At 75.7% G+C, this 14,743-nt stretch carries 12 protein-coding genes and 4 tRNA genes; 8 read left to right on the forward strand and 8 right to left on the reverse strand.

Features of this window, described 5'->3' with window-relative positions; translation table 11 throughout:
• Positions 1 to 4: 4 nt before the first annotated feature.
• Positions 5 to 77 (reverse strand) — tRNA-Gly (locus RM555_RS09970).
• Positions 78 to 240: 163 nt separating this feature from the next.
• Between RM555_RS09970 and RM555_RS09975 the strand changes: the two genes are divergently transcribed.
• The gene (locus tag RM555_RS09975; protein WP_311411480.1) at positions 241 to 480 is read left to right on the forward strand and encodes a DUF6458 family protein; all 240 of its coding nucleotides are present in this window, start codon (positions 241 to 243) and stop codon (positions 478 to 480) included.
• A gap of 165 nt (positions 481 to 645) precedes the next feature.
• Here RM555_RS09975 and RM555_RS09980 read toward each other — a convergent pair.
• From RM555_RS09980 to RM555_RS09990, 3 genes are all read right to left on the reverse strand, one after another.
• Positions 646 to 720, reverse strand: a tRNA-Val gene (locus RM555_RS09980).
• 13 nt (positions 721 to 733) lie between these two features.
• Positions 734 to 804: transfer RNA gene (locus RM555_RS09985), tRNA-Cys, on the reverse strand.
• Positions 805 to 838: 34 nt separating this feature from the next.
• Positions 839 to 911 (reverse strand) — tRNA-Gly (locus tag RM555_RS09990).
• 297 nt (positions 912 to 1,208) lie between these two features.
• On the opposite strand from RM555_RS09990, the gene RM555_RS09995 reads away from it, so the two are divergent.
• Entirely contained in the window at positions 1,209 to 1,811 is a 603-nt protein-coding gene (locus tag RM555_RS09995; RefSeq protein ID WP_132233198.1) for a TetR/AcrR family transcriptional regulator, read from the forward strand.
• Positions 1,812 to 1,992: 181 nt separating this feature from the next.
• Entirely contained in the window at positions 1,993 to 2,568 is a 576-nt protein-coding gene (locus tag RM555_RS10000) for a TIGR03086 family metal-binding protein (protein ID WP_311411481.1), read from the forward strand.
• A gap of 57 nt (positions 2,569 to 2,625) precedes the next feature.
• Here RM555_RS10000 and RM555_RS10005 read toward each other — a convergent pair whose 3' ends face one another.
• Positions 2,626 to 3,804: an alkane 1-monooxygenase gene (locus RM555_RS10005; RefSeq protein ID WP_311411482.1), complete on the reverse strand. Its 1,179-nt coding sequence runs from the start codon at positions 3,802 to 3,804 to the stop codon at positions 2,626 to 2,628.
• Positions 3,805 to 4,092: 288 nt separating this feature from the next.
• Between RM555_RS10005 and RM555_RS10010 the strand changes: the two genes are divergently transcribed.
• Entirely contained in the window at positions 4,093 to 6,996 is a 2,904-nt protein-coding gene (locus RM555_RS10010) for a M36 family metallopeptidase (protein WP_311411483.1), read from the forward strand.
• Positions 6,997 to 7,132: 136 nt separating this feature from the next.
• Here the strand turns inward: RM555_RS10010 and RM555_RS10015 are convergent, their stop codons facing one another.
• The gene (locus tag RM555_RS10015; RefSeq protein WP_311411484.1) at positions 7,133 to 7,999 is read right to left on the reverse strand and encodes a hypothetical protein; all 867 of its coding nucleotides are present in this window, start codon (positions 7,997 to 7,999) and stop codon (positions 7,133 to 7,135) included.
• A 307-nt stretch (positions 8,000 to 8,306) separates the two neighbouring features.
• On the opposite strand from RM555_RS10015, the gene RM555_RS10020 reads away from it, so the two are divergent.
• From RM555_RS10020 to RM555_RS10035, 4 genes are all read left to right on the forward strand, one after another.
• Positions 8,307 to 8,975 carry a class I SAM-dependent methyltransferase gene (locus RM555_RS10020; RefSeq protein ID WP_121398951.1) on the forward strand — a complete coding sequence of 223 codons (669 nt, stop codon included), beginning with the start codon at positions 8,307 to 8,309 and terminating at the stop codon, positions 8,973 to 8,975.
• 9 nt (positions 8,976 to 8,984) lie between these two features.
• On the forward strand, positions 8,985 to 10,148 hold the full coding sequence (locus RM555_RS10025; RefSeq protein ID WP_311411485.1) for a cytochrome P450: 1,164 nt from the start codon (positions 8,985 to 8,987) through the stop codon (positions 10,146 to 10,148).
• Between the two features lie 537 nt (positions 10,149 to 10,685).
• On the forward strand, positions 10,686 to 11,618 hold the full coding sequence (locus RM555_RS10030; protein ID WP_311411486.1) for an ATP-binding cassette domain-containing protein: 933 nt from the start codon (positions 10,686 to 10,688) through the stop codon (positions 11,616 to 11,618).
• The gene (locus RM555_RS10035; RefSeq protein ID WP_311411487.1) at positions 11,615 to 12,367 is read left to right on the forward strand and encodes an ABC transporter permease subunit; all 753 of its coding nucleotides are present in this window, start codon (positions 11,615 to 11,617) and stop codon (positions 12,365 to 12,367) included. The genes RM555_RS10030 and RM555_RS10035 overlap by 4 nt, the downstream gene beginning before the upstream one ends.
• Positions 12,368 to 12,389: 22 nt before the next feature.
• Here the strand turns inward: RM555_RS10035 and RM555_RS10040 are convergent, their stop codons facing one another.
• Positions 12,390 to 13,067 carry a response regulator gene (locus tag RM555_RS10040; RefSeq protein ID WP_151456273.1) on the reverse strand — a complete coding sequence of 226 codons (678 nt, stop codon included), beginning with the start codon at positions 13,065 to 13,067 and terminating at the stop codon, positions 12,390 to 12,392.
• Complete coding sequence (locus tag RM555_RS10045) at positions 13,064 to 14,737, reverse strand: sensor histidine kinase (RefSeq protein ID WP_311411488.1); 1,674 nt, start codon at positions 14,735 to 14,737, stop codon at positions 13,064 to 13,066. The genes RM555_RS10040 and RM555_RS10045 overlap by 4 nt, the downstream gene beginning before the upstream one ends.
• Positions 14,738 to 14,743: the final 6 nt, after the last annotated feature.

A 14,743-nucleotide genomic window follows, 5' to 3' on the forward strand; every position in this document is an offset into this window, starting at 1 on the left:
CGCGAGCGGACGACGGGATTCGAACCCGCGACCCTCACCTTGGCAAGGTGATGCGCTACCAGCTGCGCTACGTCCGCGTGTCGCCGGTGTTCGTCGGCGACGGGGGAAACTCTACCCGACGGCAAGATCGCCTGGCACGCCGCCCCGCCGACGGCCGGACCGGGCGATGATTGCGCTGGTAGACCACGGGGTACTGAGGCCATCGACAGCACACCACATCCCCTGACCAAGGAGGCTGTCGTGGGTATCGGCACCAGCATCTTCCTGATCGCACTCGGCGCGATCCTCACCTTCGCACTCGACGCGAGCCTCGGCGGCATCAATCTCGACGTCGTCGGGTGGATCCTGATGGCCGCCGGCGTCCTCGGCCTCATCATGACCACGCTCATCTGGGGACGTCGCCGCCAGGTGGTCAGCACGACCGAGCCGGTCGAGTACCGGCGGGTCGAGGAGCGCCGGGACGTCGCCCCGCCGATCTGACGCTCATCCGCGCGGCCGCCGGAGCTGAACGGTCGCGCAACGCACCGTCGACTGTGCCGGTCACCCGAAGCGGGGTGGCCGGCACGTCGCGTCCGCAGTCACGAGAGTTCCGCAGAGGCGGGGAACGACGAAGGCCCGTCACCAAATGGTGACGGGCCTTCGTATTGGTGGGCGATACTGGGTTTGAACCAGTGACCTCTTCCGTGTCAAGGAAGCGCGCTCCCACTGCGCCAATCGCCCTCGCTTGTTACCGAGGTGGGGACGGGATTTGAACCCGCGTACACGGCTTTGCAGGCCGTTGCCTCGCCTCTCGGCCACCCCACCGAGGTTGCCCCCGTCATGCGTGGCGGCAGCTCCGAGCGGACGACGGGATTCGAACCCGCGACCCTCACCTTGGCAAGGTGATGCGCTACCAGCTGCGCTACGTCCGCACGTCTCCGGCGTTAACCGGTGACGGGTGAGAACTTTAGCCGAGCCGGCGAGCGGTTGCCAAATCGGGGTGGCTCGCGGCGAGTCGGGTGGGACCCGCCCGCCTCGACCTGCGGCGGAACGGTGACGTCCCGCCCGCCGGCTAGGCTTCCTAGGAGGATGGGCCGGAATCGTCCCGTCGTCCGCAGCCGCAGCGACCGGGATCGGCCCGGGGAACTGTCCGGCTTCCGACTCTGGCGGACAGAACGGACCGTGGTCCGTAACTGCTCGTGTTCGATTGGATGGGCTACGGTAACGGCGTGACGAGACGTGCGGCGGAGATCCGCCTGGATGCCCTGCTGCGCACGGCCTGTGACGTGATCGTGGAACGCGGTCTGGCCAACACCCGCACGGCCGACGTGGCCCAGGCCGCCGGGGTGAGTCAGGCGCTGGTCTTCTACCACTTCGCCACGAAGGACCGGCTGCTCGCGCAGGCGTTCGCGTACGCGGTGGAGCAGGATCTGGCCCGCCTGGACGCGGTGATGCGCTCCAGCGCCCCGCCCCTGACCAAGCTCCGCCGGATCGTCCGGCTCTACACGCCGGCGGGTCGGGCGACCTCCTGGGCCATGTGGATCGACGGCTGGGCGGAGTCGCTGCGTACCCCGGAGTTGGAGAAGCTCTCCCGCCGGCTCGACCTGCGCTGGCGCGAGGACCTGGCCACGGTCATCTCGGACGGGGTCCGCGACGGCACCTTCGAGTGCGCCGACCCGTCCGGGGCGGCGTGGCGGATCAGCGCGGTGATGGACGGGCTGGCGGTGCAGCTCGCGGTGCACGACCGGGTGATCTCCCGCCGGCAGTTCGCCGAGTGGGTGCGCCTGCTCACCGCCCGCGAGCTGGGGCTCGACCCGGCGCAGCTGGACTGAGCCGACACCGCCCCAGCGCGTCCGGGGCCGCCTCGTGCAGCGGGGTGCGGGGTGAGCGCCGTGGTGGACGCGCCGGCGGCCGGGGTCCCGACCGGACCGGCCGGGCGCGACCGGCGCTCCGCCCGCCCGCGAAGCCGGCAAAACGGCTCGGCCCCCCGAGGCAGCCGGAACAATCGTCGGCATGGACCCGCTGGAGACGTACCGCCGCAGCCTGGCCGAGTTCACCGACCGGGTGGCGCAGGTCGGCCCCGACCAGTGGTCGGACCCGACCCCGTGTCCCGACTGGGACGTCCGGACGCTGGTGAACCACGTGGTGGGCGAGGACCGGTGGAGCGTCGCGTTGCTCGCGGGGCGGACGATCGAGCAGGTCGGCGACCGCTACGACGGCGACGTGCTCGGCCCGGACCCGGCCGGCGCGGCCCGGCAGGCGGCGGGGCAGGCCGAGCTTGCCTTCACCCACCCAGGGGCGCTGGAGCGCACCGTCGGGCTCTCCTCCGGCGAGACCCCCGCCCACGAGTACCTGCACCAACTGACCGCGGAGCACCTGATCCACGGCTGGGACCTCGCCGTGGCGATCGGCGCGGACCCCCGGCTGGACGCCGACGCGGTCGCCGCGTGCGCGCAGTGGTTCGCTCAGCGGATCGGCGACTACCAGCGGGGCCGGCTGGTCCGGCCGGAGGTCGACGTGCCGGCGCGGGCGGACGAGCAGGACCGCCTCGTCGCCGCCTTCGGCCGCGACCCCGACTGGGCGCCGTGAGGGACCCGACCGGACGAGGCGGGAGTTGCGCGGCGGGCCAAGACGCGAGTCCGGCCGTCAGGCGGGCGCCGGGCCACGTCGACGGCGCTTCCGCAGCCGGCGCAGGGCCGGCGGGTGGACGTTGGCCAGCGTCAGGTCCCCGCCGTAGTGGGCGAGCACCCGGTGGTCCATCAGCCGCCGCCACACCGGCGGCACCAGCGCGGCCAGCACCATCGTGGCGTAGCCGGCGGGCAGCTGCGGCGAGGACTCGAAGGTGCGCAGCGTCTGGTAGCGGCGCAGCGGGTTGGCGTGGTGGTCGCTGTGCCGCTGGAGCTGGAAGAGGAAGATGTTGGTCACGCTGCGGTCGCTGTTCCAGCTGTGCCGGGGGTCGACCTTCTCGTAGCGCCCGGCGGGGGTGCGCTGCCGCGCCAGCCCGTAGTGCTCCAGGTAGTTGACCACCTCGAGCAGGGAGAACCCGACCACCGCCTGGAGCACCAGGTACGGCAGTACGCCCGGGCCGAGGGCGACGGCCAGCGCCGCGTAGAGCGCGAGGGTCATCGCGAACGCGTTGAGCACGTCGTTGCGCCACGTCCACGGGCTGCGGCCGCGCAGGCGGAGCCGGGCGGCCTCCAGCCGCCACGCCGAGCGCAGGCTGCCTGAGACGGTACGCGGCCAGAACGCCCAGAAGCTCTCCCCCAGCCGGGCGCTGGCCGGGTCCTCCGGTGTGGCGACGCGGGTGTGGTGGCCCCGGTTGTGCTCGACGTGGAAGTGCCCGTACGCGGCCGGCGCCAGGGCCACCCTGGACAGCCAGCGCTCCACCGTCTCCCGCTTGTGGCCCAGCTCGTGGGCGGTGTTGATGGCGATGCCGTCGACCACACCCATCGTGGCGACCAGGCCGGCCGCCCCGGCCACCGTCAGGTCGCCCCGGGCCCAGACCGCGCAGCAGAGCGCCAGGCCGGCGTACTGGGCGGGCAGGTAGAGGTAAGTCAGCCAGCGGTAGTAGCCGTCGGCGGCCAGCCGGGGCACCGCCTCGTCGGGCGGGTTGCGCCGGTCCTCGCCGACCAGCAGGTCGACCACCGGGATCAGGACGAACACGGCGGCGGGGGTGAGCCACCAGGCCCAGGCGTCGCCGGTGGCCCGCCAGGTCGCCCAGCCGACGAACGGCAGCGTCGGGACGAGCAGCGCCAGCGGCCACCAGGGCCGGCGGGTGTCCCGCCAGCCGGCGGCGGTGGCGGGCGCTGTGGGGTCGAGGGCCATGGCCGGCCTCCGCTCTGTCGCGGTCCTCCCTCGACTGTGACAGCCGTCACGTCTGTGTACAAGGGACTGTTTTTGTCGAAACCGGCGCGGGGAGGGGCGGCGCTCCGGCATCCGCGAGGGCTCCCGTGACCCGCCGGGCCGCCTTGAGTAGGCGCGACCCTTGTCCCCACCCAGGCAGGCTGATATCCACAGATGCGCATGCGTAACCGCGCTGCGCGGGCCGGCGGAGGGCCGGCCACCCCGCTCCCACGAGGAGGTCCCGTGGCACGACCGGAGTGGACACCCTGGATGAGTCGGCGTCGACGCCGGCTCATCCCCGTCCTGGCGGCGACCGCGGTGGCGGCCGCGCTGCTGCCCACCGGACCCACCGCAGCCGCCCCCACCGGCGGCGCCTCCGCCGAGCGGCGCTCCGGCCCGTTCGCCGAGGGGCAGCACCAGCACGCCGACGTCGACAACCGCCCCGGCACCGCCGCCCCCGACGCGCGGCAGCGGGGCCTGGCGCGCAGGGCCGACCCGGACGCCCGCTGGAACCGGCTCGGCACCCCGCACGCGCTCGGCCCCGGCAGCGCGCCCCTCGCCACCGGCCTGCCCGCCGAGCCGGAGGCGGCCGCCCGCGCGTACCTGAGCGGGCACCAGGACCTCTTCGGGCTGGACGCCGCGGCGGTCGACGCGATGGACCGGGTGCTGGTCCGCCCGGTCGGCGCCGGCGCGGTCGTCACCCTCCGGCAGCGCTTCGGCGACCTGCCGGCCGGGCACGACGGCCTGGTCACCGTCGCGGTCGCCGGCGGCAAGGTCCTCGCGGTCAGCTCCTCGCTGTCCCGGGACACCGACGCGCCGGCGCCGGCCACCCTCACCGACGAGCAGGCGTACGCCGCCGCGCGCGCCGACGCCGGCCTGACCGCCGAGGCGGTACGCAGCCACAGCGTCCGGGCCGTCGCCGTGCCCACCCCGCTCGACGGGCCCCGGGCCGCGTACGAGGTGACCCTGATCGGCGCCGACACCGACCACCCGGCGGCGTTCACCACCTACGTCGACGGGATCACCGGGCAGGTGCTGGTCCGCGAGGACCTGGTCGACTTCGACTCCGACAACCCGAGCTGGGCGGTCTTCCCGGCCACCCCGCCGCGCGACCTCGGCCCCGGGCAGGACCCCCGGGTGCGCTGGTGCGGCGACCCCGCGCCGGGCTGCCAGGCGGCCTTCCGCGACCCGGCGACCGGCCAGCCCTGGGACGTCGACGCGGCCACCGGCACGCCGACCGGCACCGCCCGCGGCAACTCCGCCAACACCGTGCTCTCCTGGGGCGGCGGCACGCCGGCCGTACCGGCCACGCCCAGCCCGGAGCGCCGCTACGAGTACCCGTTCACCGACCAGTGGCACCAGGCCCGCTGCAACCCGGAGGTGTTCACCTCGGCGCAGCGCAACGACGGCGACGCCGCGATCGCGAACCTGTTCGCCATGCACAACCGGATGCACGACTGGGCCTGGCACCTCGGCTTCACCGAGGCCACCTGGAACCTCCAGGCGGTCAACCTGACCCCGCAGGGCCTGGGCGGCGACGCCGAGCAGGGCCGCGCCCAGCAGGGTGCGCTCAGCGGCAACCGGAACAACGCCAACCAGGGCACGCCGCGCGACGGCCTGCCGCCGACCACCAACATGTACCTGTGGCAGCCGCAGGCCGGCGGACCGTACCCGCCCTGCGTGGACGGCGACTACGACATGACGGTGATCGGGCACGAGTACACCCACGCCATCACCAACCGCATGATCGCCGGCCCGGACAGCGGCATCAGCGGGCACCAGGGCGGCTCGATGGGCGAGTCGTGGAGCGACCTGCTCGCCGCCGAGTACCTGTTCCAGCACGGGCTGCGCGCCCCCGGCGAGACGCCCTACGTCACCGGCGGCTACGTCACCGGCAACCTGGTCAGCGGCATCCGCAACCACGACTTCAGCCGCAGCCCGCTGAACTACTCCGACGTCGGCTACAACACCGGCGGGCCCGCCGTGCACGCCGACGGCGAGATCTGGAGCGCCACCAACTTCCGGGTGCGCGCCGCGATGATGAAGCGCTACGGCGTCGGCACCCCGCAGCGGCAGCTCGACTGCGCGCGCGGCACGGTGGCGGTGGCGCAGTGCCCGGGCAACCGGCGCTGGTCGCAGCTGGTCTTCGACTCGTTCCTGCTCCAGGCCGCCAGCCAGGTGAGCATGCTCGACATGCGGGACAACATGCTCACCGCCGACCTGCTGCGCTTCGGCGGCGCCAACCAGGACCTGCTCTGGGCCGAGTTCGCCCGCTCCGGGATGGGCCGCGACGCCGCCACCAACGGCGCCGCCGACACGGACCCGACGCCGAGCTTCGCCGATCCGGGCGCCGACAACGCCGTGCTCACCCTGCGCCCGAAGGGCGACAGCGCCGACGCGCCGATCCGGGTGTACGTCGGGGCGTACGAGGCGCGGGCGGTGCCCGTGGCCGACACCGACCCGGCCACCGCCCTGCCGGACACCGTCGAGCTGGTGCCCGGCACGTACCAGCTGCTCGCCGTCGCGCCCGGCTTCGGCCACCAGCGGCTGACCGTGGTCGCCAAGGCCGGCAAGGAGGGGTACGTCGACCTGCGGATGAGCCGGAACCTGGCGTCCACGGCGTCCGGCGCGACGGTCACCGGTGACGGGGTCAACCTGGACCGCATCGCCGACGACACCGAGGCCACCAACTGGGCCTCCCTGGACGGGGTCGCCGGGCGGCAGGTGACCGTGGCGCTGCCCGGGGACGGGCCGCAGGTCGTGAAGCGGGTGAACGTCAGCGCCATGCTGCGCCCGGCGATCGCCGGCGACGCCGACGCGGGCGGCCAGAACGCGCTCAGCGCGCTGCGCTCGTTCGCGGTGTCGGCGTGCAACGCGAAGACGACCGACTGCGCGGATCCGGCGAACTGGCGACGGATCCACACCAGCGCGCCCGACGCGTTCCCGGGCGGCGCGTACCGGGCGTACGTGCCGGACATCAACCTGCGCGAGTTCGCGGTGCCGACCACGCTGGCCACGCACCTGCGGTTGGAGGTGCTCGCCAGCCAGTGCACCGGCGGCCCCGCCTACGCCGGTGAGCAGGACGACGACCCGGCGACCACCACCGACTGCGCGACGGCCAGCCCGGCGCGTACGCAGGTGCGCATCGCCGAGTTCCAGGCGTTCTCGACGTGACCGCCCGTCGGGGCCGGTCGGCGCGCCGGCCGGCCCCGACGCACCTCCGGCCGTCGACCCGGGCGGACCGCCGCCGGGCACGCGTCTCCGTGACTCCGCCGGGCCACCGCCGGACAGGCGTATCTGTGGCCCCCGGTCAGCGGCGCGCCGCCCGCCACCGTCCGGACACGGCGGCCCGTTCCCGGCGCCGGTCCGGCCCGACGTCGTCGTCCGCGCCGGCCGCCCGGGTCAGGTGACGCAGCCGCAGCAGCAGGCCGAGGCCGAGCGAGAGCAGCAGCCCACCGAGCAGGAACGCGGCCTGCACGGCCCCGAAACCGCCGGCCCCCGCCACCGGCCGCCCCGCGCCGGCCGCCGGCAGCGCCCCCTCGGTCGCCAAGTCGTCGGTCGCCGGCTTGTCGGTGGTGGGCGCGGCCCCCGGCTCCGCCGCTCCCCCGGTCTCCCCGGCCGGTCCGGTCGTGTCCGCCGGGACGGGGCGGGACTCCGGCTCCTCGGGCGCGGCCGTCCGGGCGGCCGACCCGACCACCGATCGCGTCGCCGTCTGTCGGGACAGCAGCCGCAGGTTCGCGTCGTACGCCTCCGCCGCCAGCGTGATCCGCCCCCGGGTGACGTCCCCGGCGAAGGCCAACCGGTAGCGGGCGGTGACCGTCCGCCCGGGGCAGAGCGTGCCCGGGTCGAGCCGGCGGTCGGTCAGCCGGGCCACGTCCCCGCCGGCGCGGATGTCCAGCGGGAACGAGCCGGTCTCCTCGACCCGGTCCACCCTGACCTGGTCGAGCCGCATCCCGCGCACCCGCAGCACCATCGACCAGCGGACCTTGACGCAGCCGCCGTCGTCGCGGGAGACCACGGCGGAGACGGTCTCCACCCGACCCCCGGCGGTGAACTCGTCCGGCAGGCCGCTCAACTCGGTGGCGAAGGCCGCCTGCGCGGGCGCGGGCAGACCCGCCCCGGTCAGGCAGCCGAGCACCACCCCGGCCCGTAGCGCGTACCGCCACACCGTCGCCACCGTCCCACCTCCCGCCGCTCGCCGCCAACCCGCAACGCTGCCAGCGCCGCCGGCCGGCCGGTAGACGGGCGTGTTCGCACCGATCGCCAAGCGCGGGGGCCGATCTCACCGACGGTGGTGAACCGGTCACCCCTCCCCCGCGACACGCCCGGCTTTCGGGCGACCAGTTCCGGGTGGTCGGAGCCGAGCGCGGGACGGAGACCGGTTTGCGGCGGCCGGTCGGGGCGGCCCTCGACCGGCCGTCGATCGGTAGCGATCCGGGGTGGCGCCGGTCGGCGGGTTCGGGCGGCGGGGGACAATCGCGGGCGTGTCCGACCTCTCCGCCGCCTTCGTCCGCCTGCACGCCAGTCTCTCCCCGGTCGCCTTCGTTCCCGAGGTGCGGCTGCACCAGGCGGACGACGCCATCGGGCTCTGGGAGCTGACGGAGGGCGAGTTCCGCAGCGCGCAGCCGCCGCCGTTCTGGGCCTTCGCCTGGGCCGGCGGGCAGGCGCTGGCCCGGTACGTCACCGACCACCCGGAACTGGTCGCCGGGCGCCGGGTGCTGGACCTCGCCGCGGGCTCCGGCCTGGTCGCCATCGCCGCCGCGCGGGCCGGCGCCGCCGCCGTGCGCGCCGTGGAGATCGACGAGCTGGCCGTCGCCGCCGTCGCGGTCAACGCCGAGGCCAACGGGGTACGCGTCGACGCCGAACTCGGCGACGTCCTCGACGGCGACGCCGGTGGGGCCGAGGTGGTGCTCGCCGGCGACGTGTTCTACAGCCAGGCGATGGCCAACCGGGTGCTGCGCTTCCTGCTCCGGGCCGCCCGATCCGGGGCCCGGGTGCTGGTCGGCGACCCCGGCCGGGCCTTCCTGCCGCACGACCGCTTCGACGAGCTGGCAGTCTACGACGTGCCGGTGCCCGAGACGCTGGAGAGCGTACGGGTGAAGCGCACCACGGTGTGGCAGTTGCGGGCAGGGCTGCCGGGGGCGGGCCGCTAGCGTGTCGGCGTGCTGTTCCGGAGCTGGGCGCAGACCGCCGACGCGCACTGGCCGGACGTGGCCCGGGTACGCGACCACGTGGGGGTCGCGCACCTGGTCGTGACCCGGCACGCCCTGGTCCGTGAGGTGCTCACCGATCCGGCGACGTACCGGCCGGACAACGCGCTGGACGCGGTGACCCCGATCCCGGTGGCCGCGCTGCGGGTGCTGGCCGGGCACCGGTTCCGGCTGCCGCCGACCCTGGCGAACAACGGTGGCGCCAGCCACCCGGCGATCCGGGCGATCGTCGCCGACGCCCTGCACCCGACGCGGGTCGCCGCGCAGCGGCCCTGGCTGACCGACCTGGTGCGGGAGCGCGTCGGCGGGATCGCCGCCACCCTGGACGCCGGCGGGTCGGTGGACCTGCACGCCCGGCTCGCCGCCGACCTGCCGCTGCTGGTGCTGGCCCGGCTGGTCGAGCTGCCGGACGCGCCGGTCGGCGCGGTGAAGGAGTTCGCCCGCGCCGCGCTGGAACTGTTCTGGGCGCCCCTGGACGCCGACCGGCAGCAGGCCCTCGCCGCCGAGGTGGGCCGCTTCCACCGGGTGCTGCGGGAGTTCGCCGCGACCGGGGGCGGGCTGGCCGGGTCGCTGCGGGCCGCCGGGCACCCGCCCGACGTGGTGGTGGGCGCGCTGTTCTTCCTGCTGGTGGCCGGCCAGGAGACCACCTCGCAGTTCCTCACCCTGCTGCTGCACCGGCTGACCGGCGAGCCGGCCGTGCTGGCCGGCCTGCGCGACGGCACCATCCCGGTCGCCGACGTCGTCGAGGAGGGGCTGCGGCTGGAGCCGCCGATCGTGACCTGGCGGCGGGTGGCGACGGTGGACACCACGCTGGGCGGGGCGGCGGTGCCGGCGGGCACCAGCATCGTGCTCTGGCTGGCCCGCGCCGGCCGCGACCCGGCCACCGTCGACGCCCCGGACGAGTTCCGACCCGGGCAGCGCGGCTCCCGCCGGCACCTGGCCTTCGGGGCGGGCGCGCACCGCTGCGTCGGCGACCAGTTGGCCCGGATGGAGGCGGCCGTGGTGGTCGCGGAGACCGCCCCGCTGCTGGACGGGGTCAGCGTGCTCCGCGCGCCGTGGTGCCCGGACAACCTGACCTTCCGGATGCCCGACGCGTTCGTCGTCCGCCAGCGCTGAACGCCTCCCGCCCACGTCGCGTCCCCCAGCGGCCGGCCGGGCGCCGTCCGGGGCGACCGGCACCGTCCCGGGCACCCTCCGGGACGACGGGCTACGGGCACGCCGACTCTCGCCGGACGTGGCCAACGGCCCGCACGGCCGACGGCGACGGGCGACGGGCGACGGACACGCTGTCGAGCTGCCCCATCTGTGAGACCAGCCCGATGTCCCTGGAGCGACCCACGCCGAGGCGTCCCCCCGCGTCGACGCCTCCGTTCGTCGGTAAGGGGAACCGGTGTGAGCCCGCTGCCCCGCCAGCAGGGTCGCCAAGACCGCAGGCGGCCTTGATCCGGACAGCGGAGCGCCTGCCCCGTCGATGCGGGCAGCTCGACAGCGTCGGGCGATCGCCATCGCCGCCCGCAGACCGCCGCCCGCCGCCCGCCGCCCGCGGGGCGCGGGGCGCGGGGCGCGGGGCGACGGGAGATCTGACGAAAGTCAGTGCCGGAGGGTGTCGTTCGGGCGCGGCGACGGCACGGGGCCTGGACCTAGCGTCGGCGCATGATCACATTACGTGGGTTGACCAAGCGGTTCGGGGGCACGACCGCCGTCGACGCCCTGACCGTCGACATCGGACCGGGACGGGTCACCGGCTTCCTCGGCCCGAACGGCGCGGGCAAGTCCACCACCATGCGGATGATCCTGGGGCTGGACCGGCCCACCGCCGGGCAGGCGCTCGTGCGCGGGCGGGCGTACCGGGAGCTGCGGCGCCCGCTGCGCGAGGTCGGCGCGCTGCTCGACGCCCGGGCCGTCCATCCCGCCCGCTCGGGTCGGGCGCACCTGCTCGCGATGGCCCGCAGCAATGGGATACCGGACCGCCGGGTGGACGAGGTGCTCGCCACGGTGGGGCTGGACGCCCGTGCCGCCGCCAAGCCCGGCCGCACCCTCTCCCTCGGCATGGGCCAGCGGCTCGGCATCGCCGGGGCGCTGCTCGGCGACCCGCCGGTGCTGATGTTCGACGAGCCGGTCAACGGCCTCGACCCGGACGGGGTGCGCTGGGTCCGGCAGCTGATGCGGTCCCTGGCCGACGAGGGCCGGACGGTCTTCGTCTCCAGCCACCTGATGACCGAGATGCAGCTCACCGCCGACCGGCTGGTGGTGATCGGCCGGGGTCGCCTGCTCGCCGACGCCCCGATCGACGAGGTCATCGCCGGCAGCGCGGTGGCCGTGCGCGTACGCAGCCCGCAGCCGGCCGGCCTCGCCGCGCTCACCGGGCGCCTCACCGCAACCGGGGCCGCCGTCGAGCCGGCCGGCCCGGACGAGCTGACCGTCACCGGCGCCACCGTCGAGCGGATCGGCGACCTGGCGTACGAGCTGGGGGTGCGGCTGCACGAGCTGAGCGCGCACGGGGCGTCCCTGGAACAGGCCTTCATGGAACTGACCGCCGACAGCGTCGAGTACGCCGGCACCCCGACCGTGAGCGAGGCACGATGAACACGATCTCCGCCGAGTGGACCAAGGTGTGGTCCGTGCGTTCCACCTGGTGGTCGCTGCTGGCCGGCGTGCTGCTGATGGCCGCCACCGCCGGTCAGCTGGCCATCTACGCCGCCAACGCCAACACCAACGACGACCCGGCCGACGACGCCGGGATCGTCACCGTCGGCAGCGTCGTGATCGGCTCGGTCGAGCTGACCCAGTACGCCGTGCTGGCCCTGGGCCTGCTCGTGATCACCAGCGAGTTCACCAGCGGCACGATCCGTACCACCTTGCAGTGCACGCCGTCGCGCGGCCGGGTACTGCTGGCCAAGGCCGTGGTGACCGGGGCGGTGACGTTCGCGCTCGGGCTGCTGCTCGGCGCGGTCGGCGCGCTGGTGGCGCGGCCGGTGCTCGGCCGCTGGGGCGCCGCGCCGGCGGGCGGCACCGTCGGCGACGTCCTGGCGGTGGCGACCTACCTGGCGCTGGTCGGCGTGCTGGCCCTCGGGCTCGGCGCGGCCCTGCGCAGCGCGGTGCTCACCCTGACCGTGCTCGTCGCCACGCTGATGATCGTCCCGCTGTCGTTGCAGGAGCCGGACATCGCCGTGCTCAACCGGATCGCGGACGCCTTCCCGGGGGTCGCCGGCGGGCATTTCCTGGCCGGGGACACCGACCCGTACCCGGCGCCGGTCGGGTTGCTGCTGCTCGCCGGCTGGGCCGGCGCGGCACTGCTGCTGGGCCGCGCCGCGCTGCGCCGCCGCGACGCGTAAGGCCGGACCCGGGGCGGGGCGGTCAGCCGGTCGGCTCGACCAGCCCCGCCTCGTACGCGAGGATCGCCGCCTGCACCCGGTTGCGCACCTCGAGGCGGGTGAAGACGCTCGTCAGGTAGCTCTTCACGGTCCCCTCGACCAGGTGCAGCCGGCGGGCGATCTCGGCGTTGGACAGCCCCGCCCCGACCAGCGCGAGCACCTCCCGCTCCCGCTCGGTCAGCCCCGCCAGCCGGTCCCGGGCCACCGGCCGGCGGGCCAGCCGGTCGCCGCCCAGCTCGATGACCCGACGCGCCACCTGCGGTGACAGGTACGCGCCGCCGTCGGCGACGGCGTGCACCCCGGCGATCAACTCGCGTGGGTCGCCGGCCTTGAGCAGGAATCCGCTCGCCCCGTGCCCGAGCGCCCGGGCGACGTGGTCGTCCTCGCCGAACGTGGTCAGCATGAGCGTCGCCGTCTCCGGCACGAGCCGGCGGATCTCGGCGGCGGCGGAGAGCCCGTCCAGCCTCGGCATCCGGATGTCCAGCAGCGCCACCCGGGGCCGGTGCGCCCGGACGAGTTCCACCGCGGCCCGGCCGTCCCCGGCCTCGGCCACCACCTCGATGCCCGGATCGGTGGCCAGGATGGCCCGGACGCCCGCCCGGATCATCGCCTCGTCGTCGGCGAGGACGACCCGCACCGGGCCGGCCGTGTCGGCGTTCATCCGTCGATCCGCTCCTTGCTGACCAGCCGGCCCTCGACGAAGCAGAGCCGCCACGTCGGCTGGGCCAGGGGGAAGTTGCCGTCGGTGTAGTGCTCGCAGCCGGGGCGCGCCGTCCCGGCGGGCGGGGCCGACTGCCGTCGGGGCAGCCCGGTCAGCTCGGCGCGCTGCGCGCCCACGGGCATCCGCGCGAAGGCCCGGTCGTCGAGGACCGTACCGGCGGTGGCGACCGGGTAGTAGACGAGGGAGAGGACCAGCGCGAGGCCCGCCGGGGCGCCGAGCGCCGTCAGCAGGCTGAGCCGGACCCGCCGGCGGGCGTCGCGCAGCCGCCGCTCGGCCTCGCCCGGCCGTTCCCCCGGCGACCCGCCGTCCGACGCGTCGGCGCCCGCACCCGGGGCGACCGGAAACCCCGGCCCGTCCGCCTCCCCCGCCGACCAGCCACCCGCCGACCGCCGGCCGCTGGCGGGGCCGGAGTCGCCTCCACCCGACGGGAGGGCGTCGGCGACCGCCCGGGCCGCCGCCGGCAGGCGGGCACGGACGGCGAAGCCGCCATCGTTTTGGGGACCGGCCGTCAGGACGCCGCCGGTGAGCCGGACCCGCTCGGCGAGGGCGAGCAGGCCGGAACCGGTGGACGGCGGGCCCGGCAGCGGCCCGGCCGGTGACGGCGCGTTGACGACGGCCACCTCGACCTGGTCGCCGTCGCCGCGCAGGACGACGGTGACCGCCGCGCCGGGGGCGTACCGGGCGGCGTTGGTCAGCGCCTCGCGGACCACCCGGTGCGCGGCGTGCGCGGCCATCGGCGGCAGCTGCGCGAGGGCCTGCGCGCCGTCCAGCCGCACCGCCATGCCCGCCTCCCGGGCCCCGTCGACCAGCTCGGTGACGCTCTCGTCGGCCGGCCGGGTGGTCGCCGCGCCGTCCGGCTCCCGGAGCACCCCGATGATCCCGTGCAGCCGCTCAGTGGCGGCGGCGACGCTGGCCCGCAGCTCCGCGGCGGCGGCCCGGTGTCGGGGAGCCAGGTCGTCGGCCACCTCCAGGGCGGCGGCGCGCAGGGCGATCAGGCTCAGGTCGTGCCCGAGCGAGTCGTGCATCTCCTGGGCGATGCGGGCCCGTTCCCGCAGTCGGACCCGCTCCGCGGTGCCCCGCCGCTCGCGCTCCCGCGCCTCGGCGTGCCGGCGGCCGGCCTCGGTCAGGGCGGCCTGCTGCCGCCGGTACCGCCCGACGAGCCACGGGAACACCCCGGCGAAGAGCAGCACCGAGGCGAGCAGGAACCAGGTGGCCGCGCCGGTGCCGAGCAGCCCCAGGTTGAGCGCCGTGCCGCCGGCCGCGAGCACGGCGAAGGCGACGGCGGCCGTGCGGGCGGTGGCGCTGCGGCGACCGGTCAGATAACTGAACACCGGGATCGCGAAGAGGAAGTTGCCGTCCAGCAACGACCCGAGCACCACGACGACCAGGGCGACCACCGGCCAGCGCCGGCTCACCGCGACCGCCACCGTGAGCAGCAGCAGCGCGCCGGCCAGCCGGGCGGTGGCCGGCCCCGAGTGCGGCGGGGTGACAAGCGCGTACGCGATCGGGGCAGCGGTCGTCGCCCACAGGAGCAGGTCGCCGAGCCGCCGCCGGACGACCTGCCGGGACCGCACCGCGCCGCCCACCCGGACGGACCACCAGTTCCCCACGGCGGT

It is taken from the genome of Micromonospora reichwaldensis, from assembly GCF_031845925.1.
Lineage (GTDB): Bacteria > Actinomycetota > Actinomycetes > Mycobacteriales > Micromonosporaceae > Micromonospora > Micromonospora reichwaldensis.